At 68.2% G+C, this 19644-nt stretch carries 15 protein-coding genes and 2 pseudogenes; 4 read left to right on the top strand and 13 right to left on the bottom strand.

The window, feature by feature from the left end; genetic code table 11:
- Positions 1 to 126: 126 nt before the first annotated feature.
- From OG798_RS55710 to OG798_RS55685, 6 genes and pseudogenes are all read right to left on the bottom strand, one after another.
- Positions 127 to 1137 carry an alpha/beta fold hydrolase gene (locus OG798_RS55710; protein ID WP_328760473.1) on the bottom strand — a complete coding sequence of 337 codons (1011 nt, stop codon included), beginning with the start codon at positions 1135 to 1137 and terminating at the stop codon, positions 127 to 129.
- Positions 1138 to 1229: 92 nt separating this feature from the next.
- Positions 1230 to 1433 (bottom strand): annotated as a pseudogene (locus OG798_RS55705) (alpha/beta hydrolase); the annotation flags it as partial.
- An 857-nt stretch (positions 1434 to 2290) separates the two neighbouring features.
- A complete protein-coding gene (locus OG798_RS55700; protein ID WP_328760472.1) occupies positions 2291 to 2866 on the bottom strand; it encodes a TetR/AcrR family transcriptional regulator in 576 nt (191 codons plus the stop codon).
- 401 nt (positions 2867 to 3267) lie between these two features.
- Positions 3268 to 3879 (bottom strand): FMN-dependent NADH-azoreductase, encoded by a 612-nt coding sequence (locus OG798_RS55695; RefSeq protein WP_328760471.1) that lies wholly within the window; start codon positions 3877 to 3879, stop codon positions 3268 to 3270.
- Positions 3880 to 4345: 466 nt separating this feature from the next.
- Positions 4346 to 5140: an oxidoreductase gene (locus OG798_RS55690; protein WP_328760470.1), complete on the bottom strand. Its 795-nt coding sequence runs from the start codon at positions 5138 to 5140 to the stop codon at positions 4346 to 4348.
- 195 nt (positions 5141 to 5335) lie between these two features.
- A complete protein-coding gene (locus OG798_RS55685; RefSeq protein WP_443054277.1) occupies positions 5336 to 6340 on the bottom strand; it encodes an AMP-binding protein in 1005 nt (334 codons plus the stop codon).
- Between the two features lie 514 nt (positions 6341 to 6854).
- On the opposite strand from OG798_RS55685, the pseudogene OG798_RS55680 reads away from it, so the two are divergent.
- Positions 6855 to 7400, top strand: a pseudogene (locus tag OG798_RS55680) (TauD/TfdA dioxygenase family protein); the annotation flags it as partial.
- A 121-nt stretch (positions 7401 to 7521) separates the two neighbouring features.
- Here OG798_RS55680 and OG798_RS55675 read toward each other — a convergent pair.
- Complete coding sequence (locus OG798_RS55675; RefSeq protein WP_328760467.1) at positions 7522 to 8199, bottom strand: SpcZ; 678 nt, start codon at positions 8197 to 8199, stop codon at positions 7522 to 7524.
- A 227-nt stretch (positions 8200 to 8426) separates the two neighbouring features.
- On the bottom strand, positions 8427 to 9326 hold the full coding sequence (locus OG798_RS55670; RefSeq protein WP_328760465.1) for a helix-turn-helix transcriptional regulator: 900 nt from the start codon (positions 9324 to 9326) through the stop codon (positions 8427 to 8429).
- An 88-nt stretch (positions 9327 to 9414) separates the two neighbouring features.
- Between OG798_RS55670 and OG798_RS55665 the strand changes: the two genes are divergently transcribed.
- From OG798_RS55665 to OG798_RS55655, 3 genes are read left to right on the top strand one after another with little or no spacing between them, the layout of a single operon-like run.
- Positions 9415 to 10011 carry a non-oxidative hydroxyarylic acid decarboxylases subunit B gene (locus OG798_RS55665; protein ID WP_328760589.1) on the top strand — a complete coding sequence of 199 codons (597 nt, stop codon included), beginning with the start codon at positions 9415 to 9417 and terminating at the stop codon, positions 10009 to 10011.
- A 13-nt stretch (positions 10012 to 10024) separates the two neighbouring features.
- The gene (locus OG798_RS55660) at positions 10025 to 11449 is read left to right on the top strand and encodes a non-oxidative hydroxyarylic acid decarboxylases subunit C (RefSeq protein WP_328760463.1); all 1425 of its coding nucleotides are present in this window, start codon (positions 10025 to 10027) and stop codon (positions 11447 to 11449) included.
- 19 nt (positions 11450 to 11468) lie between these two features.
- Positions 11469 to 11696, top strand: coding sequence for a non-oxidative hydroxyarylic acid decarboxylases subunit D (locus tag OG798_RS55655; protein WP_328760462.1), 228 nt, complete (start codon positions 11469 to 11471; stop codon positions 11694 to 11696).
- A gap of 119 nt (positions 11697 to 11815) precedes the next feature.
- Here the strand turns inward: OG798_RS55655 and OG798_RS55650 are convergent, their stop codons facing one another.
- From OG798_RS55650 to OG798_RS55630, 5 genes are all read right to left on the bottom strand, one after another.
- Positions 11816 to 12736, bottom strand: coding sequence for a carbohydrate ABC transporter permease (locus OG798_RS55650; protein WP_328760459.1), 921 nt, complete (start codon positions 12734 to 12736; stop codon positions 11816 to 11818).
- The gene (locus tag OG798_RS55645; RefSeq protein ID WP_328760457.1) at positions 12733 to 13668 is read right to left on the bottom strand and encodes a carbohydrate ABC transporter permease; all 936 of its coding nucleotides are present in this window, start codon (positions 13666 to 13668) and stop codon (positions 12733 to 12735) included. Before OG798_RS55645 ends, OG798_RS55650 begins: the two co-directional genes overlap by 4 nt.
- A complete protein-coding gene (locus OG798_RS55640; protein ID WP_328760456.1) occupies positions 13665 to 15050 on the bottom strand; it encodes an ABC transporter substrate-binding protein in 1386 nt (461 codons plus the stop codon). Before OG798_RS55640 ends, OG798_RS55645 begins: the two co-directional genes overlap by 4 nt.
- 38 nt (positions 15051 to 15088) lie before the next feature.
- Complete coding sequence (locus OG798_RS55635) at positions 15089 to 16189, bottom strand: enolase C-terminal domain-like protein (RefSeq protein ID WP_328760455.1); 1101 nt, start codon at positions 16187 to 16189, stop codon at positions 15089 to 15091.
- Positions 16190 to 16296: 107 nt separating this feature from the next.
- A complete protein-coding gene (locus OG798_RS55630; RefSeq protein ID WP_328760453.1) occupies positions 16297 to 19602 on the bottom strand; it encodes a discoidin domain-containing protein in 3306 nt (1101 codons plus the stop codon).
- Positions 19603 to 19644: the final 42 nt, after the last annotated feature.

Here is a 19644-nt window from a genome sequence, read left to right as displayed (position 1 = left end):
TTGGAGTCCTTCATCACCGATGGGCACCGGTCCCCGCCCGCACGGCTCTGAGGCCCGTTGCCCAGCCGTGGAGGCGGGCCCGGAATGGTGGTCCGGGCCCGCCTGGCGGTTTGGCCAGCTAGCCGATCACCTGCCCAGGAAGTCGAGCAGGAGCTTGGTGGCCGCGGCCGGCTGCTCCTCGTAGATCCAGTGGCCCGAGTTCGGTACCACCGCGCCGCTGACGCTGGCGGCGTACTTGCGGACCTGGTCGGGGACGAGGTCACCCAGGCTGTACTGGGCGCCTATGGCGAGGACCGGCATCGTGAGCTTGTTCTTGGAGTAGCCCGCGTCGTCGGCGACGTCCTGGTTCATGGTGCGGAACCACTTGAAGCTGGCGCTCAGGTGGGCGGGGTCCTTCAGATAGGTTCCGTAGACCGAGGCGTCCTTGCGGCTGATGCCGCTCTTGTCGTGCTCCAGCATGTCGCCGAAGCTGGCGACCCACTGGGTCTCACGGCCGCGGACCGTCTGCTCGGGCAGGCCGTTGGTGACGTTGAAGAAGCCGAAGTTCCACAGACCGGGACCGGCCGGGGTCAGTGCCGGCCAGTTGAAGATGCTCTGGTCGGGGATCGGGGCCTCACTCAGCACGAGCTTGGTCACCTCCTGGGGGTGGGCGGCAGCGTAGGAGTAGGCGACCATGGTGCCGATGTCGTGGCCGACCAGGCGGACGTCCTTGTCCCGGTGCAGCCGTACCAGCAGCCCGTGGATGTCGTTGGCGAGGGTCTTCTTGTCGTAGCCGGTGGCGGGTGCATCACTGCGGCCGGCGCCGCGCAGGTCGGGAGCGATGACGTGGTAGTGCTTGCTCAGCTCGGGCAGCACCTTGCGCCACTCGTACCAGGTCTGCGGGTAGCCGTGCAGCAGGACCAGGGTCTTGCCGTGTCCGCCGGCGATGTAGTCGATGTGGACGTCCCCCACCTTGACCCGGTGCTCGGTGAATCCGGCCGGGACCTTCTCGCCCCCCGGGTCAGTGGGCCCGCTGGTGCTGCTCGACACTGTGGTCGCCTTGACCGTCGAACCGTTGGCCGCTGCGGGAAGCGCCGTGGTGACCAGGGCGGCGGCGAGGGCGGTGGCGGTCAGAGCGGGAATCAGGACCTTCTTCATGATGTGACTCCTTGTTGAGGGCCGGGTCCGCACTCGGCCCGGACGTGACGCTGCTGTGAAGGGATAAAGGTGGGCAGGGGACGGTCCCCCGGTCAGGCGAGGGTGGCCGTGGTGCTGGGGTTGACGTTCTGCGAGGCGAGCCAGCCCAGGATGAATTCCGCGATCGTGGGCCAGCCGGCATCGACGGTGAGCGAGTGGCCACGGTCGGCGAACTGCCTGAGGTCGGTGACCGCCGTTGAGTCGCCGTAGAGCTTGTACGCGGCCCGGGTCACGACGTCGGGGACGGTGCGGTCCTCAGGATGAGGCGTGCAGCCACAGACCGTGGATGAAGACGACGGGAGCAAGTTGTCGGACATGGGAAGCTCCTTGAGGTGGATTCTCTGCGTCGGCTGTGCTGAGCGATGCCTCTAGATTCGTCCGGCAGTCGTGCACTTCGGATCAGTCGAATTACTCGCTCGGGAACTCAATCGCCCTCGGTGACTGCAATCCGTGCCGGCCCTACGGACCCTGCTCGACCTGGTGGAGGAGGCCCTGCACACCGGCCGGACCAGGGAGGCACGCAGCCATGCGCTGGCCGCCCGGGATCTGGGACTGCCCTGTCCCGCACGTCCAAGAACTCGGCCAGCAGGGATTGCTCACGCTCGCGGCCACGACTGCACCTTCGTCTCTCATGAACTCCTCGTCTTCATGCCACTGCCGGTGTCGCGACGGCCAGGCGCGCTGACGTCATGAGACACAAGCGAAAGAGCGCCGATTCTTCCCGGAAGCAGGCAGTCACTGGCGGGTGGATGGATTTTTTGGACACTTGGCCGAGCGGACCGAGCACTTTCGTACGCCCGAGACGGCGGAGAGGGTCCGATGACGACCTTCTGCTGGCCCGCAGGTATGACGCGCGTCACGATCGCCGGCGGTCCTGCGCCGCACCCTGTACGTATGTATGTGAGTGTCCAGGCGCATCGGCGGCCCCGTCGCGGCCCGTACCGACGCACCTCCTTCAGCTTGAAGGCGGCCTCGTCCTTCGCGCCGGGGTCGGCTACGCGGGCGAGGGGCGCCCGGAGCTCCGACACGACCTCCGCTCCGGCCTACCTCATGGAGTGGGGCCGTCGTAAGCCCGAGCCCCTGGCCGCCGAAAAGAACGAAGCCGACCGGCTGCTCAGTCCAGGACGGTCAGAGCGTTGGAGACAGCACTCTCCAGGAATTCCCGGCCGACGCGGGCCTTGCCCATGAGACGCATCCCTTGGATGAAGGTGGTGAGGAACCGGGCCAGCCCTGCGGGGTCTTTGTCAGCTGACAGTTCCCCACGCGCCTGCCCCCGTTCCAACGCGCCGGCGATGGAGCTCTCCACCAGGCGCAGCGTCCCTCCGACGCGGTCCACGGTTGCCGGATCGGCAGAGCGCTCAGTGGCGGCATTGACCAGGAAACAGCCCCGTTCGGGGTCGCACAGGTCCGCCTCGGCCATGGCCGCGAGTGCCGCTCGCAGCGCGGATCGCACGTCGGCAGCCGACTCCAGTTCGGCGATGAGCGCTCCGGAGTTGTGGGAGCAGTATCTCTCGAGGGCCAGGGCGTAGAGCTTTTCCTTCGAGCCGAACGCCGCGTACAGACTGCCGCTGCCGATGCCGAGTTCCGCAGTGAGGTCCTGCAGGGAGGTCGCGCCGTATCCGCGGCTCCAGAACAGACCCATCGCGCGGTCTATCGCCTGGTCTCTGTCGAACTCCCGGGGGCGAGCCATGGGCGCCAAGCTAATGGTTATGGTCTGAATCATCAAGAACGACGGCAGCCCTCGTGCGTGGTTCCTGTCAGTCGGCCCATGTCTGTCGACGGCGCGTCGGCCGCCGGGCGTGGCGGGGTGCCCCATCCGGCGCGTCAGACCGCGTCGCCCCGGCTGAATGTATCTCCCACGTGGGCCGATGCGTACGCGTTCTTCCATCCGGAAGAGGTGGCATCGGCCCTGCACTCGTCTGAGCAGAGCCTGACGGGAGGCGGGCGGAAGCGTTCTGCGAGGCAGTTCCCGGGCATCCCAGCGGCGCTGAGAAAGCAGCCGGACGACGCGGCAGCCGAGGGAAGCGTGCTGCACGAGCAACTCGTCCTCGGCTGCCGCGCCGGATGGTCCCCTATTCCTGGCCGAAGTCGTCAGAGAGCCTTGAGGGACGCGGCAATAGCCTGGTCGGCATCGGCGAGTCCGGCGTTGACCTGCTCGGGGGTCATTCCACTGACAGAGATGAACTCGATATCAGTTATGCCGATGAACCCGAGGACGCCGCGCAGGTAAGGGGCATGGAAGTCCATGGGGGCGAACGCGGGGTTGCTGAAGTCGCTGCCGGACGCACGCGCGATGACGGCCTTCTTGCCGGCGAGCACACCGCGCGGGCCGTCCTCGCCGTATGTGAAGGTCCGACCTGCCATGCAGATCTGGTCGATCCAGGCTTTGAAGGTCGCAGGGACATTGAAGTTGTACATCGGTACACCGAGAACCAGCACGTCGGCGGCCTCCACCTCGCTGATGAGTGCGGAGGATGCGTCGACTGCGGCCTTGGTCTGCAGCGTGTGGTGCTCGGCCGGAGCGAAGACGCCGGTGACCCAGTCCGCCGAAACGAAGTTCGGCACGTTTACGGTCACGTCCCGGTAGGTCACGGTGCCTTCAGGGTTCTGCCGGCGCCAGGCGGCGACATACCTGGCGCTGATCTGCCGGGTGAGGGAGTCGGCGCCGCGCGAGCTGGAGTCGATGTGGAGCAGGTGAGGCATAGTTCTCTTCCTTAGACGTTCAGGATTGATCATTCCATAACCAGGATGTGGAGATGGAATGGCCGCAGCCGCAGGGAGCGGACGAATGGTGAGTCGACCCGGGTGCTCGTCGCGTGCCGTGACGCGGCCGGCATCAGTAGCCGGGCGGTCGGGGAGTCAGGCGGTCTCGCTTGCCCCGACTCCTTCACTGTACCCGATAAAGTTTAACGGTCAACCATCAGTGGTGCGCGAAGGGGGTGAACCGGAACCTGTGCGGCCCAGGGGCGCCGTAACCGGCCCTCGGTGAGGGCAGGGGCGGCTGCCCTTTCTGTCTTGCGTGACCGCATGCCCCAGTTTGCCGACCGGACGGCGCAGTGCGCCTCGCATCAATGAGCGATTTCGAGATCGGCTCCGAACGTCTATAACCGGTGCGCAGGCCGTTGTCTGGGGGCAGGCCATCCGGGTCGGCCGAAGCATGCAGGAGGGGTCAGAGGGTTTTGATGAGTCCGCCGTCGATGACGAAGTCGGCGCCGGTGACGTTGCCGGCGCGGCTGCTGGCGATCATGACGATGAGGTCCGCGACTTCCTCGGGGCGGGTGAAGCGGCCCGTCGCGAAACCGCCGAGCTCGGCCACGAACTGGTCGGTCGCCGTTTCCATGTCGACCCCCATGGCGGCAGCGATGGTGCCGACCAGGCCGCTCTCTGCGGTCCAGATGTCGGTCGTGATCGGGCCGGGGCTGACGGTGTTGATGCGCACGCCCTGGGGGCCGACCTCCTTGGAGAGCGCCTTGGAGAAGTTGGTGAGCGCGGCCTTGGAGACGGTGTAGTCGGCGACACCGGGGTCGGGGAGGAATGCGTTGACCGAACTGATGTTGACGATGGTGCCCTGGCGTTCCAGCAGGCTGGGCAGGGCGGCACGCGAGGCGCGGACTGCGCTCATCAGGTTCAGATTCAGGGATTCGAGCCACTGTTCGTCCGTGATGGAGGCGATGCCCTGCAGTCGAGGGCTGACGGCACCCACGTTGTTGACGAGGACGTCCACTCCGCCGAACAGCTGAACGGCTGCGTCGACGAGCTGTTGCGGCCCGGCGCTGGTGGCCAGGTCCACCGAGACGGACAGCACTTGAGCATGGGCGGCGAGTTCCTGCAATGCCGTCGAGACGGTGCGGGCTCCGGCGACGACAGTCGCGCCCTCCTGGACGAAGGACTGTACGGTCGCAAGGCCGACGCCGCGGCTGGCGCCGGTGACGACGACGACCTTGTTGGCGAGATTCAGATCCATGCTGCAACTCCTTGGGTGATCGGCGAAGGGCGCGGGGCTTCCTCTGATGCGGCCGCACGGGCCGATTGTGAATCTCGATCCGGTATCGGGGTGGCCCTGGGATGCCGCACATCTTTCTGCACTCAACCCTAACAAGTTGTGGATTAAACAATCAAGAATTGCGGAAAGGGGTGACGAAATCCCGCGACCAACCAGTTACTTAACGGAGTCACGGCAGTTCAGGATGCTGAAGCCGAGTTTACTCAGCGGCGAGGCGGTCCCCATCGGCGCCGCGGTCACGGCCGTCACATGCGATCCTCTGGCAGGCCCGAAGCCGCCGTATGGGGAGCGGCAGGTCGACTGGGACCATTTCCGCGGTCTCGGGACGTCATGCAGCCTCGCGGGTACGGGTGTCAGGCGCTCGTCGAGCACGTACACCCGGGTGTTCGCCAGCGGGTGGCCGATGGTCACCCGGTCGGTCTCCGGACCGATCTCGTCGGCCATTGACCAGACCGTCGTCTCGGTCGGCCCGTAGAGGTTGACGAGTCTGCCCACTTTAGGGCGCAACCGCTGAGCGAGCGTCAAGGTCAGTGCCTCGCCTCCGGTGATCGCGGTGATGCCGGGCGCGTCGAAGCCGACGTCCAGGAGCATCGACCAGCCGGTCGGGGTCGCCTGCATGTGGGTGACCTCATGCCGGGCGATCAGCTCGCGCAGCGCCGCTCCCTCACGCGTCTGGGTCTCGCTCACCATGACGATCGTGCCGCCGGTCACCAGAGGGAGATAGAGCTCCGGCACGGACATGTCGAACGCCGCCGAGGCCGACGCCAACCAGCGATGGGCCCGCCGGGCGTCGAGCAGGTCGCGCATGGCCAGCAGTAGGTTGACGAGCGAACCGTGTTCGATCTGCACGCCCTTGGGGCGGCCGGTCGAACCGGAGGTGTAGATCACATAGGCCAGGTCGTCCGGTTCCGGCGACGCGGTGGCCGGCTTGTTCGGCTCGCCGGTGTCCTCGGTGACGGCTGAGAGCTCGGCGTCTCCCAACTCCAGTACGGCGCAGGTGTCGCCGGTGATGAAGTCGAGCCGTTCCGCCGGGTACTCCGGGTCGAGCGGAATATACGCCGCACCCGCCTTCAGGACTCCGAGCAGGCCGACCAGGAGCCGCTCCGTTCGGCTCGCCCGCACCTCGACGAGCGCTCCCGAACCGATGCCCTTGCTGCGCAACCGGCCCGCGAGCCGCTCCGCGGCGGCATCCAACTGTGCGTCGTGAGCTGCCGGTTCGCGTGGATGACGGCGATGGCGTGTTCCGTAAGCCCGAAGCGGACCGGTACTACCGGGGCTTCCTGGATGAGCTGGGCGTATCCGGCCTCGGCGGGCTGACCCTCCCGCTGGTGTCGACCCTCGGCTTCAGCGCCCACTTCATCGCCACTCTGGAGAACTGGCAGGTCTACCGGGTCCGCGGTGAGTTCCCGCCGGGCTTCCTATCGAGTCGGCTGTTCGACGGCATAGTCCGGGCCATGACCCGCGGCGCTCTCGACTTCTACCGCCTGGCACACGAACTCGGGCTCCGGGTCCTCGCGGTGATGCCGCCTCAGCGGGTGCCCGAGCACTCCGATCCAGAGGTCTTCATGGCGGCGCAGGACACCGTCTGCCGAGCGCTCCTCGAACTCTCGTCGACCTGCGTGGCCGATCCACCGACGAGACGGGGTTGGAGATCAGCGCGAGCAAGGACTCCACCGACGTCGACGGCCACGGGTGGCACGCCGACGGGACCTCCAACGCCGAACTCGCACTGGGGTCGATGCTCTACATCACCCGGATCCCGGAGACCGGCAGCGGCGGCGACACCATGTTCGCCAACATGCATCTCGCCTACGAGATGCTGTCGCCGGCCATGAGGATCTTCCTGGACGACCTGACCGCGATCCATGACGACGCCGTCGCCTGGCAGGGCCACACCCCGCCGGCAGGCTCTGTCCTGCCCAGGAACGAACACCCAGTGGTGATATGCCACCCTGAGACCGGTCGCAAGCTGCTGTTCGTCAACCCGGCCTACACCTCGCACATCGTGCAGCTGTCCGGCGACGAGAGCAGGGCGCTCCTCGACATGCTGTTCGACGTGGTCGCGCACAGGACCATGCTGAGCTGCCGTGTCCGCTGGACCCCCAACACACTGGTGTTCTGGGACAACCGCTGCGTCCAGCACCACGCCATCTGGGACTATTACCCGCACGCGCGCTATGGGCAGCGGGTCGCCATCAAGGGCCAGCCGCCGCAGGCCTGAACGGCGGAACCCCGGGAGTTCGCCGGACACCGCATGTGAGGTTGTCGAAGCGGCATCGGGAACGTTTTTCGGGGCCGGTGCCACAGGGCGGCACCGGCCCCCCGGAGCGGACTCACCCGGCTCAGGCAGGGGCCCGCGCCAGGCTGTCGGTGAGCCGGTCGGCGAGGTGTCGGTAAGTCGCCCGGAGCCGCTCGTCCTGGTCGGCCGTCCGGCCGTTGGCCGCCGACCCGCCCTGGTGGGCGCAGGCGTGGGCATAAACCTGCACATGGGCGAACGGCCAGGCTTCGGCATAGGTTTGTGCGTCCGCCGCCGTGAAGGCGTCCGCCGCCGCACCTGCGTGCGTCAGGGCGTTGGCGTCAGCGAAGGACCGGGCATTGGCGGTGGTGTTGAGTTCGGCGTAGGTGCGGGCGAACCCGTCGGCCCGCTCCTGGCCGTAGTCGTTGTCGATCGCGTACGCGTGGGCGCCGGCGTAGGCATTGGAGAAGGCGTCCCCGTAGGCGTAGGCAAGGCGGTAGACATCCCGCAGCGCCGGTACGAGCGCCGCGTTCCACTCGGCCTCCGAGATGTGCTCGCCCGCCAGCGCCCGGGTGTGCAGCCGTCCTACCACCTGCTGGGGCTCCGCCGACCCGCCATGCCGGGCATTCGCCTCGGCCAGCATCGGTACCACGCCGTGGACGTGCCAGTCGTGCACCACAGCGAGGGGCACCTGGCCACCGAGGCGTTCCAGTTCGCCATGAAGGCGCAGCGCCCAGCCCTTCGCGGCGGCGGCATCCTGGCCGTCGTACAGCACGGCGATCACCTGTCGAAGCCAGGACGGCGGCTCGGGGCTGGTCGCCGAGTCGCCGTCGGGGCGGGAGGCAGGCCGGCGCTCAGTTGCGCGAGGAACTGGTCGAACGGCACAGCTGCGGCCGGGGCACTGCTCATATGTTTCTCCTGTCTCGGCCGCATCGGGCATCTCACCGTAACGGGCGACCGCCAAGCGACGGAGAGAGGGTGGGCGGACGCGTCGGAGCGGGTCTGGAGGGTCTACTCGACGGACGCCGGGGTGGAGATCATCCCCCGAGCTCTTCCTCGGGCCACCGCACGGAATCGCAGTGGCGTCGCGCCGTCACGTTTCCGGAAGAACTTCGTGAAGTCGCTGGGGTCCGGGAAGCCCAGTCGGCGGGATATCTCGGCGGAGGTGGCATCGGTGTGGACCAGAAGCCGCCGGGCTTCCAGGAGGATACGGGCGTCGAGGTACTGCTTGGCGGTGGAGCCGGTCGCGGCGCGGGCGGCGCGGGACAGAGTGCGGACGCTGTAGCCGAGCGCGGCGGCGTAGTCGTTGACGTGGTGGGAGTCGGCGAAGTCGCGTTCGACGGCGGCACGGAAGCGGCGGAAGACATCGCCGCCCGACCCGGGCGACGCCGGGCCCGGACAGGCGTGGGTCAGACGCAGCAGCAGGACGCTGAGGAGGTGGCGCAGTGTCTCGATGTGGGCGTCGAGGGGAATGGAGGCCAGGTCGCTGTATTCGTGGGCGAGGTGGTGCAGCGCGAGGCCGGCGGAGCGGGCGTGCCGGCTGGTGAGGAGCATGGGCGAGCCGTCGTGGGGAGGCTCCGCGGGCACGAAACCGGGTTGCCAGATGATGATGGTGCCCCGCGCGGCGAGGTGATCCCGGGGGACGTACTGGTGGACCTGGCCGGCCCGCACCCAGAGCCAGGAGCCCGAGTCAAGTGTGTGGTCCTGGAAGTCCACGGTGTGCCGGACCGGGCCCTTCCTGACGTGGATCAGATGGTGGAAGGCGGGCCGGAGCGGACTGGACAGGTCCAATCCCCGCCGGTCTCCGCGTGTGGACAGTTCGGCGAAGTCGAGGATGTCCATCCCTATGGGCGCGCTCAGTGAGGGCCGGTACGACACCTCGGCAACGGAAGGCTGTCGGTTTTTTCCCATGACCGGTCCCCAGGCTACCGCTCTGGCCGACCGCGCGGCCCATAGCGTCGAAGGCGAGGGAAAGCCCGGAAGCAAGGAGTTGATCGACGTGCGGCTGATCGTGGGGATGACCGGAGCCACGGGCGCTGTGCTCGGGTTTCGGCTGTTGCAGCGGCTGGCGGAGCTGCCCGAGGTGGAGACCCATCTGATTCTCAGTCGCTGGGCGCGGACCACCATCGAACTGGAGACCGGTCGCAGTGTCCGCGAGGTCGCGGATCTCGCCGACGTGGTGCACAACCCCGAGGATCAGGGGGCGACCATCGCGTCGGGCTCGTTCCGGACCGACGGCATGGTCATTGTGCCGTGCTCCATGAAGACGTTGGCCGGTATCCGTGCGGGTTACGGCGAGGGCCTGGTCGGCCGTGCCGCCGACGTGGTGCTCAAGGAGCGGCGTCCTCTGGTGCTCGTACCGCGTGAGACGCCGCTGAGCGAGATCCATCTGGAGAACATGCTCGACCTGGCCCGCAAAGGAGTGCGGATCGTGCCGCCCATGCCCGCCTTCTACAACCACCCCGCCTCGGTCGACGACATCGTCGATCACATCACCGTCCGTGTCCTCGACCAGCTCGCACTGCCCGCCCCCGCCGCCAAGCGCTGGGAGGGCATGCGCGCCGTCCGGACCGCCCCCATCCACCCAGTCGCCTGAGAAGGAGCCGGACATGGCCTACGACGACCTGCGCAGCTTCCTGACGACGCTGGAGGAGGAGGGCCAGCTGCTGAAGATCACCGAGGAGGTCCTGCCCGAGCCCGACCTGGCCGCCGCGGCCAACGCGGCCGGCCGGATCGGCGAGGGAGCCCCCGCCCTGTACTTCGACAACGTGACGGGTTTCTCCCATGCCCGGATCGCGATGAACGTCCACGGTTCCTGGCGCAACCACGCGCTCGCGCTGGGATTGCCCGCGGGCACCCCGGTCAAGGACCAGGTCGAGGAGTTCGCGCGCCGCTGGGACGCCTTCCCCGTCGCGCCCGAGCGACGCGGGGACGCGCCCTGGCGTGAGAACACCGTGGAGGGGACGGACGTCGACCTGTTCCAGATCCTCCCGTTGTTCCGGCTGAACGACGGCGACGGCGGCTTCTACCTGGACAAGGGCGCCGTGGTCTCCCGCGACCCGAAGGACCCGGACGACTTCGGCAAGCAGAACGTCGGCATCTACCGGATCGAGGTCATCGGCCGCAGTCGGCTCGCCATCCAGCCGGTTCCGATGCATGACGTGGCCCTGCATCTGCGCAAGGCCGAGAGCCTCGGCGAGGACCTGCCCATCGCGATCACTCTGGGCAACGATCCGGTGATGACCATCGCGGCCGGTATGCCGATGGGCTACGACCGGTCCGAGTACGAGATGGCCGGTGCCCTGCGCGGCGCGCCCGCGCCCATCGCCACGGCGCCGCTCACCGGATTCGACGTCCCCTGGGGCTCCGAGGTCGTCATCGAGGGCGTGATCGAGAGCCGCAAGCGCCAGATCGAGGGCCCCTTCGGCGAGTTCACCGGCCATTACTCCGGCGGACGGCGGATGCCGGTGATCCGCGTCGACCGGGTCTCCCACCGCACCGACCCGATCTTCGAATCGCTCTACCTGGGCATGCCCTGGACCGAGGTGGACTACCTGGTCGGACCGAACACCTGTGTCCCGCTGCTGAAGCAACTGCGCGCCGAGTTCCCCGAGGTGCAGGCGGTCAACGCGATGTACACCCACGGCCTCACCGTGATCATCTCCACGAAGAAGCGCTACGGCGGCTTCGCCAAGGCGGTCGGCATGCGCGCGATGACCACTCCCCACGGCCTCGGCTACGTCACCCAGGTGATCGTCGTCGACGAGGACATCGACCCCTTCAACCTGCCCCAGGTGATGTGGGCGATGTCGGCCAAGGTCAACCCCAAGGACGACGTCGTCATCATCCCGAACCTGTCCGTCATGGAACTGGCACCGGCCGCCTCCCCGGTCGGCATCACCAGCAAGATGATCACCGACGCCACGACGCCCGTCTCCCCGGACAACCGCGGGAACTTCAGTACGCCGGTCCGTGATCTGCCGGAGGCCAAGGAGTGGACCAAGCGCCTTCAGTCCCTGATCGCCGCCCGCTGAAACCCCTTCAGGAGCCATCGTGATCTGCCCCCGCTGTGCGCACGACATCGTCGAGACCGTCACCACCTCCCCGGTCCCCGGCGCCTGGGACGTGCTCCAGTGCGGCCGCTGCCTCTACATGTGGCGCACCACCGAACCCGCCCGCCGCATCCGGCGCGAGGCCTATCCCCAGGAGCTCCGGATGACGCCCGCGGACATCGACAACGCCCCGGAGGTCCCCGCGATCCCGCCTCTGGAGACCCGCTGAACCGGCTGCCCACGCCGAGGGCCACGCCTGCCGGGTGCGGTACGACCAGCTCGACCACGCCGGACGTCCGCCGGCCTTCGCCTCCCTTGGGATGTATTGGATACGTCGAGGACCCCGGGTCACTCCTTGGTCGAGCCGGCGAGCATCCCCGAGACGAGGGTGCGCTGCGAGAAGATGAAGAGCACAAGGACCGGCAGGATGGCCACGATGATGGCGAGGGCCAGCTCCGGCACCGTGATGTCCAGGCCGGCGCCGGCGACCGGGTTGAAGGAGGGCGTGGAGGACAGTAGTTGGTTCAGGCCGACCTGGACCGGGAACTGGTCGCTGTTGGGCAGCACCAGGTAGGGCAGGAAGAAGTTGTTCCAGTTGCCGACGAAGCTGAAGAACGCCACCAGCCCGACCACGGGCTTGGCCAGCGGCAGGGCGATTCGGGCGAAGATCTGCCACTCGGAGCAGCCGTCGATGCGTGCGGCCGAAAGGAGTTCGCGCGGCAGGCTGGTCGCGAAGTAGATGTACACCAAGTACACGCCGAAGGGGTAGAACGAGAACGGCAGGATGACCGACCAGGCCGTGCCGATCAGGTGGAAGCGGTTCAGTTCCAGGAAGATCGGCAGCACCAGCGTCGCCGAAGGCATGATCATGGTGATGAGCGTGATGGTGAGCAGGGTCCGGCGGCCGCGGAAGCGGGTCAGTGCCAGCGCGTAACCGGCCGGCACACTGGTCAGCAGAGTGAGCAGCAGTGAAGCGCCCGAGTAGATCGCGGAGTTGCGGAGCCAGACCAGCATGGCGCCGTCCTGGAAGGCGAACAGGTGCCGCCACGCGGTACTGATGCGGGAGAAGGACCCGAAGGACAGCGGCGCGTCGCGGATGATCTGATCGGCGGTCTTCGACGGGGCGAGCAGCAGCCACAGCACTGGCAGGACGAAGAAGACCACCAGGGCCGTGAGCAGCACCCCGATGACGAGCACGGACAGGGCACGGGAGGGCGCCCGGCGTCGTACGGCTGGGGACCGGGCAGCGGCGGAAGCGGTAAGCGTCATTTCTCGTCCATCGTGAACATGTTGGTACGCGACACCAGCAGGCCCGCGCAGATGAGGCCGAGCGCCAGCAGGAAGACCGAGATGGCGGCGGCACCGTTGAAGTCGCCCTGCTGGAAGGCGAAGGTGTACGCCAGTTGGTTGGGCGTCCAGCTTGGGTCGACCCGGCCGAGGCTTGCGGTCTGCAGGAGCTGGGGCTCTACGAACAACTGGGTGCCGCCGGCGAAAGCGAGGATCGTCATGTAGGCGATCCACTGCCTGATCATGGGGATCTGGATGTGCCAGGCGGTCTGCCACGGCCCGGCACCGTCCACCCGCGCTGCCTCCAGCACCTCGTCCGGGATGTTGTTGAGTGCCCCGTACATCACGACCATCCAGCCGCCGGCGCCTGTCCAGAAGGCGATCAGGACGAAGATCACCGGGAGGTTGCCGGGGGCGAGCACCGCGGCGAACGTGTGGAAGCCGAGCGCTTCCACCAGCCAGGAGGCGGGGCTGACGTCGGGATCGAGCATGAACAGCCAGACCAGGACGCTCGCCACGCCGGCCAGCGCCCCCGGGATGTAGTAGAGGAATCGCAGCAGCGCGGACAGGCCGGGTCGCATGCGGCCGCGCAACGCGACGGCGGTCACGACCGTCAGTACGACGAGCAGGGCCAGCCACATCGCCAGGTAGACCACGATGTGGGTGAAGGCCGGCGCGAAGCGGTAGTCCTGGGCGACCTTGACGAACTGGTTGACGCCGGTGAACTGGCCCCGATCGTTGGTCACCGACAGGTAGAGGGCGTAGCCGGTGGGGAAGACGCCGAAGGCGAGCAGCAGGATCGTGTAGCCCGCGACGAAGAAGTAGCTGGCCGGGCCGCCGGCCCGTCCCCGCCGCGGTGTGACACTGGGGCGGGGGACGGGGCCGGCGGTCTGCCGGGTGTCGAGCAGCGTCACTGCGTGGTCACCTTGTAGCCGCGGGCCTTGGCTTCGTCGGCGATGGCGGACTGCCAGGCGGGCAGTGTCGCGGTGAGCGACCTGCCGGAAGTCAGCGCCGGGAGGACGACGCTGGACCAGGCGGTGGCGTCGCTGAAACGGGTGTTGCCCCAGCCGGTCCAGACTTCGTCGGCGGCCTGCTGGAAGGCATCGGCGACGTCATCGGCGAAGTACTTCTTGATGTCGGGGTTGGCCAGCCATGCCTTGGCCGCGGGTGCGTAGGCGGGGTAGGTCGGGGCCTTCGCCTGGTTCGCGTCGGACGTCGTCAGCCAGCTGACGACGTCGGTGGCCGCCTTGAGGTTGGCGCTGTGCGAGGAGACCATCCACACGCCGCCGCCGACGTTGCCGGTCGCGCGGGTCGTCTCGCCAGGCCAGGACAGTGGCGGGGCCGCCGCGATCTGGCCCGCGGGCACCTTGAAGGCGGCGTTGAACAGGTACTGGCCGTACCAGGAGGGGCCGTAGGCCATGACGACCTTGCGGCCGCTGGTCTTGGCGAAGCCCTGGCTGAAGAAGCCCTGCGTGCTGACCGCCTTGGCCGAGATCAGGGAGTCGAGCAGCTTGCTCATGCGGGTGCACTTGTCGTCCTGCAGGGCGACCCGCAGTTGGTCGGTTCCCTTCAGGTCGAAGGCCGGGCACCGGCTGGACCACAGGTAGGACTCCTGGGAGTTGGTGTCCCCGATCGAGCCGACGAGGTAGCCGGGATGCTCCTTGGCGATCTTCAGGCCGAGTGCCTGGTACTGCGGCCAGGTGGTGGGGGCCTGGTAACCCCACTTGTCCAGCTGTGTTTTGTTGTACCAGAGCACGACCTGGGCGATGTCGTTGCGCAGGCAGTAGGTGTGCCCGCCGGCCTGGCAGGGTGCCAGGGAACCGTGGGCGAAGTTGCCGAGGGTCTGCTGCGGTACCAGTCCCTGGTCGAGGGGGGCCGCGAAGGGAGTGGCCCCGGACTTGGTCGGGGTGGTCGCCCAGGTGACGTCGGTGGGGGTGCCGAAGACGACGTCAGGCCAGCCCTTGCCGGTGCGGTCGAAGAGCTGCACCTTCGTCTGGAGATAGGTCGAGCCGTCGGCGCCGCCGTCGTAGGTGACGATGTTCAACTTCGCGTCGGGGTGCGTCTTTTGGTACTCCTGCACGGCGGGCAGCCGGGTGGAGTCCGCCCAGACGGTGATCTTCGCGGTGCCGTCCTGCTTGACCGGGGTGAACTTGCCGGTGCCGGCCTCCTTGGAGGAGGACGTGTCGGCACTGGCGCAGCCGGCCAGTGCGGTGGCCGCGCAGAGGGCGAGGACGGCGGCGGTTCTCAGAGTTCTGCGGCGGGTGCGGGCGGGGCCCGGGATTGCGGAAGACGTCATTGTCTTGCCTTTCTGTTCTCACCTGCGGGCGAGGTGGTTCAGCCGGCGGCGGACTCGACGAAGCGGCTGAGTTCCTTGCCGTAGGCGTAGTCGAGGGGAAGCGCGATGCCCGGTCCTGTGGGTGCGTGCACGAGACCGTGGTCGTCGACGTGGCGCTCGCGCACGACCGTCGTGGCGGTGACGAGCGACTCGTAGTAGGTGGTGTTGGAGATGGCCATGCACAGGTGGTGGTTGGGGATGTCGGAGCCGTGCACCTCGGCGCGGAGCCGGTAGGCGTCGGCCAGGTGGGCGGTGCGCATGGCCCCGGTGATGCCGCCGCGAAGAGTGGTGCCCACCCGTACGCCGAAGGTGGCGGCGCCCGCGTTGATGAAGTCCGCCGAGTTCATGTGGGCGCCGTCGGAGGTCTCGGCCACCAGGAGGGGGACGCCGACGGACTCGGCGAGCCGCTGGTACGCGGTGATGCTGAACTCGCGCATCGGCTCCTCGTACCAGAGGTAGCTGGCCTCGGTGAGCGCCCGGCCCAGGTGGATGGCATCGGGCAGGTCGAATCCGGCGGAGCCGTCGTACATCAGGGGTACGTCGGGGCCCACGTGCTCGCGCAGGGCCAGGCACAGGGCGGCGTCCCTGCGGGCGTCACCCCAGGCGTGCAGTTTGATGCCGCGGTAGCCAGCGGCCAGGCACTGATCGGCGACGTGGAGGAACTCCTCGGTGGAGGCGAAGGTGGACGTGGAGGCGTAGGCGGGGATCTCGGTGCGGAAGCCGCCGAGGAGCTGCCAGACCGGCTGGTCGTTCATCCTGCCCGCGAGATCCCACAGGGCGGTGTCGACGAGGCCGAAGGCGGGCAGCGGCAGCTCCTGGATGCGGTCGACTTCCCAGACCCGGTGCCAGAGCCATTCCCGCTGGAGTGGGTCCTGGCCGAGGAGTTCCTCGCGGAAGACCCGGTCGACCAGGTCCTCCAGCATCGCGGCCGCTCCCGGGCGGGCGAACAGCGCCACTCCCTCGGCGCCCGCGTCGGTACCGATGTGCAGGACCGCGCCGTCGCCCACCGGTGCGCTGCCGCTCAGTCCGTCCCGCCAACTGAACGGCGGGTCGGCGGCCGGTACCCCGACGCGATGGACCTGGACATGGGTGATCTTCATGCTGCCTTTCGGCTCGGACGGACAGGAAGGGAGGGGAGGGGAGGGGAGGGGAGGGGAGGGGAGGGGAGGAAGGGGAGGAGCTGCGGGGCAGGAGCGCGGGCTACGGGTCAGAAACCGCCGTAGACCTGGAGCGCGTAAACACTGCCGCCGTTCGAGCTGGAGTTGGTGACGGTCAGCCGGACGTAGCGCGCGGAGACCGGCGAGTCGGCGTAGGAGGTGTTCACCGAGGTGGTGGTGGCGTCGGCGGTGTGGTCGTCGAGCGTCGACCAGTTCACGCCGTCGACGGAGTACTCCATGCGGTAGCGGTAGCCGCCGCTCAGCTCGAAGGTGGTCACGATGCCCGACACCTTGGTGACGTCGCCGAGGTCGACCTGGAGCCAGGACGGGTCGGGCAGGCCGGGGCCCTGTGCCCAGCGAGTGTTCGGGTCGCCGTCCACGGCGCGTTCCGGACCGTAGTCGCCGGAGAAGGTGGAGGAGGCGGTGGCGGCCTTGCCGCGGGCGAGATCGATGTCGTCGGGTGTGGTGAGGGCGGCGGCGGGGCTGGGTGGCGAGGCGTTCAGGGCGGCGTCACGGGCGATGACGGTGAAGGTGTAGTGCGTGCGGGGTGCGAGGTTCTCCACGTGCACACTGGTGCGGTCGGTGACGGCGACGCGGGTGCCGTCCTGGTAAACCGCGTAGGAGGTCACACCGGTGTCGTCGATGGCGGCTGGCCAGCTCAGGTACGCGGCGGTCGGCAGCACGGGGGCGACGGTGGGCTGCCCGGGAGCAGCGGGCGCCTGGTGGTCGTCGCTGGGGGCCAGGGCCTTTCCGTAGACGGAGAGTTCATAGATGCTGCCGCCGATCCGGTTGGAATCGGTGACGGTGAGACGCACATAGCGTCCGGCGATGGGCTTGGCGGCCGGGGAGTAGCTGGTCGCCTCGCTGGTGGGGCTGCCGGTGTGGTTGTCCAGAGTGGACCAGCGGGCTTCGTCGGGTGAGACCTGGATGCGGTAGCGGTAGCCGCCGGCCTTCTCGAAGGTGGTGATGGCACCGCTCACGTCGTACTGGGCACCGAGGTCGACCTGGAGCCAGGACGGGTCGGGCAGCCCCGGGCCCTGCGCCCAGCGGGTGTTCGGGTCGCCGTCCACGGCGCGTCCAGGTCCGTAGTCGGCGGAGAAGGCGGAGGAGGCGGCGGCGTCCTTGCCCTGGGCGACGTTCACGCCGCTCTCGGGCATGGTGACGGTGACGGGCGGTCCGGGGCGGGATTCGTTGCCGGCCGCGTCGCGGGCGGTGACCGTGAAGGAGTGGGTGCTGCCCGGGGACAGGCCCGTCATCAGGGCGGTGGGGCCGGTGGAGGCGCCGGTCAGCTCGCCGTCGCGGTAGACGGAGTAGCCGGTGACGCCCTTGTTGTCCTGGGAGGCGTCCCAGCTGAGGCGGGCGACGGTCGGGAAGTCGGTGTCCGCGGTGGGCGTGCCGGGCGCGGTGGGTGCGGTGTGGTCGTCGGAGGCGGGATCGGGATCGAGGTGGCGGAAGGCGAGTTCGAGGCCCGCGTTGTCGACGATCGAGGCGGGTAGTTGGTCACAGCCGTCGACGGTCGGGTTGTCGCGGACGGTGCTGCCGGTGCTGTTGAACTGTGCCGAGTAGGCGGCCTGAGAGGTGAAGTTGTGTTCGGCGGTGATGTCCAGGCCGTGGTTCAGCAGCAGCCACTGGTACGACACGTCGCAGATGGCGTTGCCGGTGGTGTGCCAGTAACGGCTTCCCTCATCCTGGTAGATGGCGCCGTAGGCCAGTGCCGGGACCTTGTGGATGTAGTTGCCGGAGACCACGCCGCCGGGGTCGGCGCTCAGGGTGTAGATGGCGCCCCCGTCGGCCTGGTGCTTCATGATGTCGCTGATCTCGTTGTCGGTGACGAGGGTGTCCCGGCTGGTGGTGGGCGTGTCGTACACCGGGACCCCGGAGTTGCCCGGATAGTTGCTGTCGCCGCCCTGGTCGGTGAGGCCCCAGCCCCAGCCGACGGAGATGCCGCTGTAGGGCAGGTCGTACACCTTGTTGTGGGTGATGACGGTGTGGTCGGTATAGCCGGCGAGGATGCCGAGCGAGCCGCGGTACTGGTCGGCGACAGCCGTGACGACGTTGTCGCGGACGGTGTTGTCCTTTGTGATCGAGCGGGGGTCGCCCGGGTGGTGGTCGATGACGTCGGTGCCGCCGATCTGGATGCCGGTCGCGGCGATCTGCTTGAAGACGTTGCCGGTGATCGTGGTGCCCTGGGTACCGGTGTCGAGGTTCAGGCCCACCGCACCGAGGTGGGTGAAGACGGAGTCCTCGAAGGAGATTCCGCGTCCGTAGCCGACGTTGACGGCGCCGGGGGTCTTGACCCACTTCAGGCGGGTGGAGTCGAAGTCGGGGTTGTCGTTCCCGATGATGCGGAAGCCGGCTTGGCCCTCGACGAGACCGTCGTCGGAGCTGGGATCGAGCCAGGTCGAGTAGGAGAAGGTGATGCCCCGGAAGGTCACATCGGACGCGGGGTGGTCGACGGTGCCGTTCAGGTCCACCAGATCCTGGACGCGGGGCACCGTTACGGCCGCGGTCGCGAGGTCCTGGCCGGGCTTGGGCATGTAGTAGAGCTCGCCCTCGCTCTTGTCGAGGTACCACTCCCCCGGGGTGTCCAGCAGTTCGCGGGCGTTCTCGAGCCAGGTCGGGTTCTGGATCTCCTGGCCCTGGTGGAGGTTGGCGTTGTGGAAGCAGGGCTGCTGCATCGTCATGGTCGTGGTGCTGATCGACTTGACGGGGCAGCGGTAGAGCATCCAGCCCCAGGCGCTGACGACTTCCACGTCGGACTGGTTCTTCCAGCCGGCGAGGGAGGTGTCGGTGACGGTGTAACCGGTCGCGGTCTTGGAGAAGCCCGACGGGTTCTCGGGCCCGCGGGCACGGGTCTGCGGTTCGCCGTTGACGTACATCTGGCGGAAGTCGAGGTCGCCGACATGGGCCTCGTAGATCCGGTGGCCGGCGTCGGCCGGTTTCCAGCCGGTGACGGCGGTGCCGCCGCTGATGACCGGGTGGGCGCCCGCTGCCGCCTCGTAGACCACGCGGTGCCCGTTGGTGCCGGAGTCGGCACTGGTCAGCTCGAAGGTGTCGGTGAGCTGGTAGGTGCCGCCGAGCATTTCGACATGGATGTCGCGGTGCATGTCCCGGTTGATCAGGCGGACGTGCGCCCTGGCGCCCTGCAGGGTTCGGAACGGACGGGCCTGGGTGCCGGGCCAGTTGTCGCGGCCCTGGGAAGGGGAGACGTAGACGCTGAGGGCCGGGGGCGCAACGGAAGTTCGAGCCGCGGCGGCGGTGCCCGGCGGGACGAGGGCGGTGACAGCGACGGATATGGCGGCGATGGCGGTGGTTCTCCGCGCCAGGGCGCGGAGGAAGACAGGAATTCTCGACACTGAAAGTTCCAATCACGTGCCGGGGGGGAAGGTGGGTCTCCG

Source organism: Streptomyces sp. NBC_00271 (genome assembly GCF_036178845.1).
Classification (GTDB): domain Bacteria; phylum Actinomycetota; class Actinomycetes; order Streptomycetales; family Streptomycetaceae; genus Streptomyces.
The sequence above is the reverse complement of the archived record's forward strand: the minus strand, read 5'-3'. Positions and strand labels throughout refer to the sequence as shown.

Excerpts from the sequence above, each read along its gene's own strand:
- OG798_RS55710 (WP_328760473.1), bottom strand. The coding sequence starts at position 1,137 with ATGAAGAAGGTCCTGATTCCCGCTCTGACCGCCACCGCCCTCGCCGCC.
- OG798_RS55700 (WP_328760472.1), bottom strand. The coding sequence starts at position 2,866 with ATGGCTCGCCCCCGGGAGTTCGACAGAGACCAGGCGATAGACCGCGCG.
- OG798_RS55695 (WP_328760471.1), bottom strand. The coding sequence starts at position 3,879 with ATGCCTCACCTGCTCCACATCGACTCCAGCTCGCGCGGCGCCGACTCC.
- OG798_RS55690 (WP_328760470.1), bottom strand. The coding sequence starts at position 5,140 with ATGGATCTGAATCTCGCCAACAAGGTCGTCGTCGTCACCGGCGCCAGC.
- OG798_RS55670 (WP_328760465.1), bottom strand. The coding sequence starts at position 9,326 with ATGGGAAAAAACCGACAGCCTTCCGTTGCCGAGGTGTCGTACCGGCCC.
- OG798_RS55660 (WP_328760463.1), top strand. The coding sequence starts at position 10,025 with ATGGCCTACGACGACCTGCGCAGCTTCCTGACGACGCTGGAGGAGGAG.
- OG798_RS55650 (WP_328760459.1), bottom strand. The coding sequence starts at position 12,736 with ATGACGCTTACCGCTTCCGCCGCTGCCCGGTCCCCAGCCGTACGACGC.
- OG798_RS55640 (WP_328760456.1), bottom strand. The coding sequence starts at position 15,050 with ATGACGTCTTCCGCAATCCCGGGCCCCGCCCGCACCCGCCGCAGAACT.
- OG798_RS55635 (WP_328760455.1), bottom strand. The coding sequence starts at position 16,189 with ATGAAGATCACCCATGTCCAGGTCCATCGCGTCGGGGTACCGGCCGCC.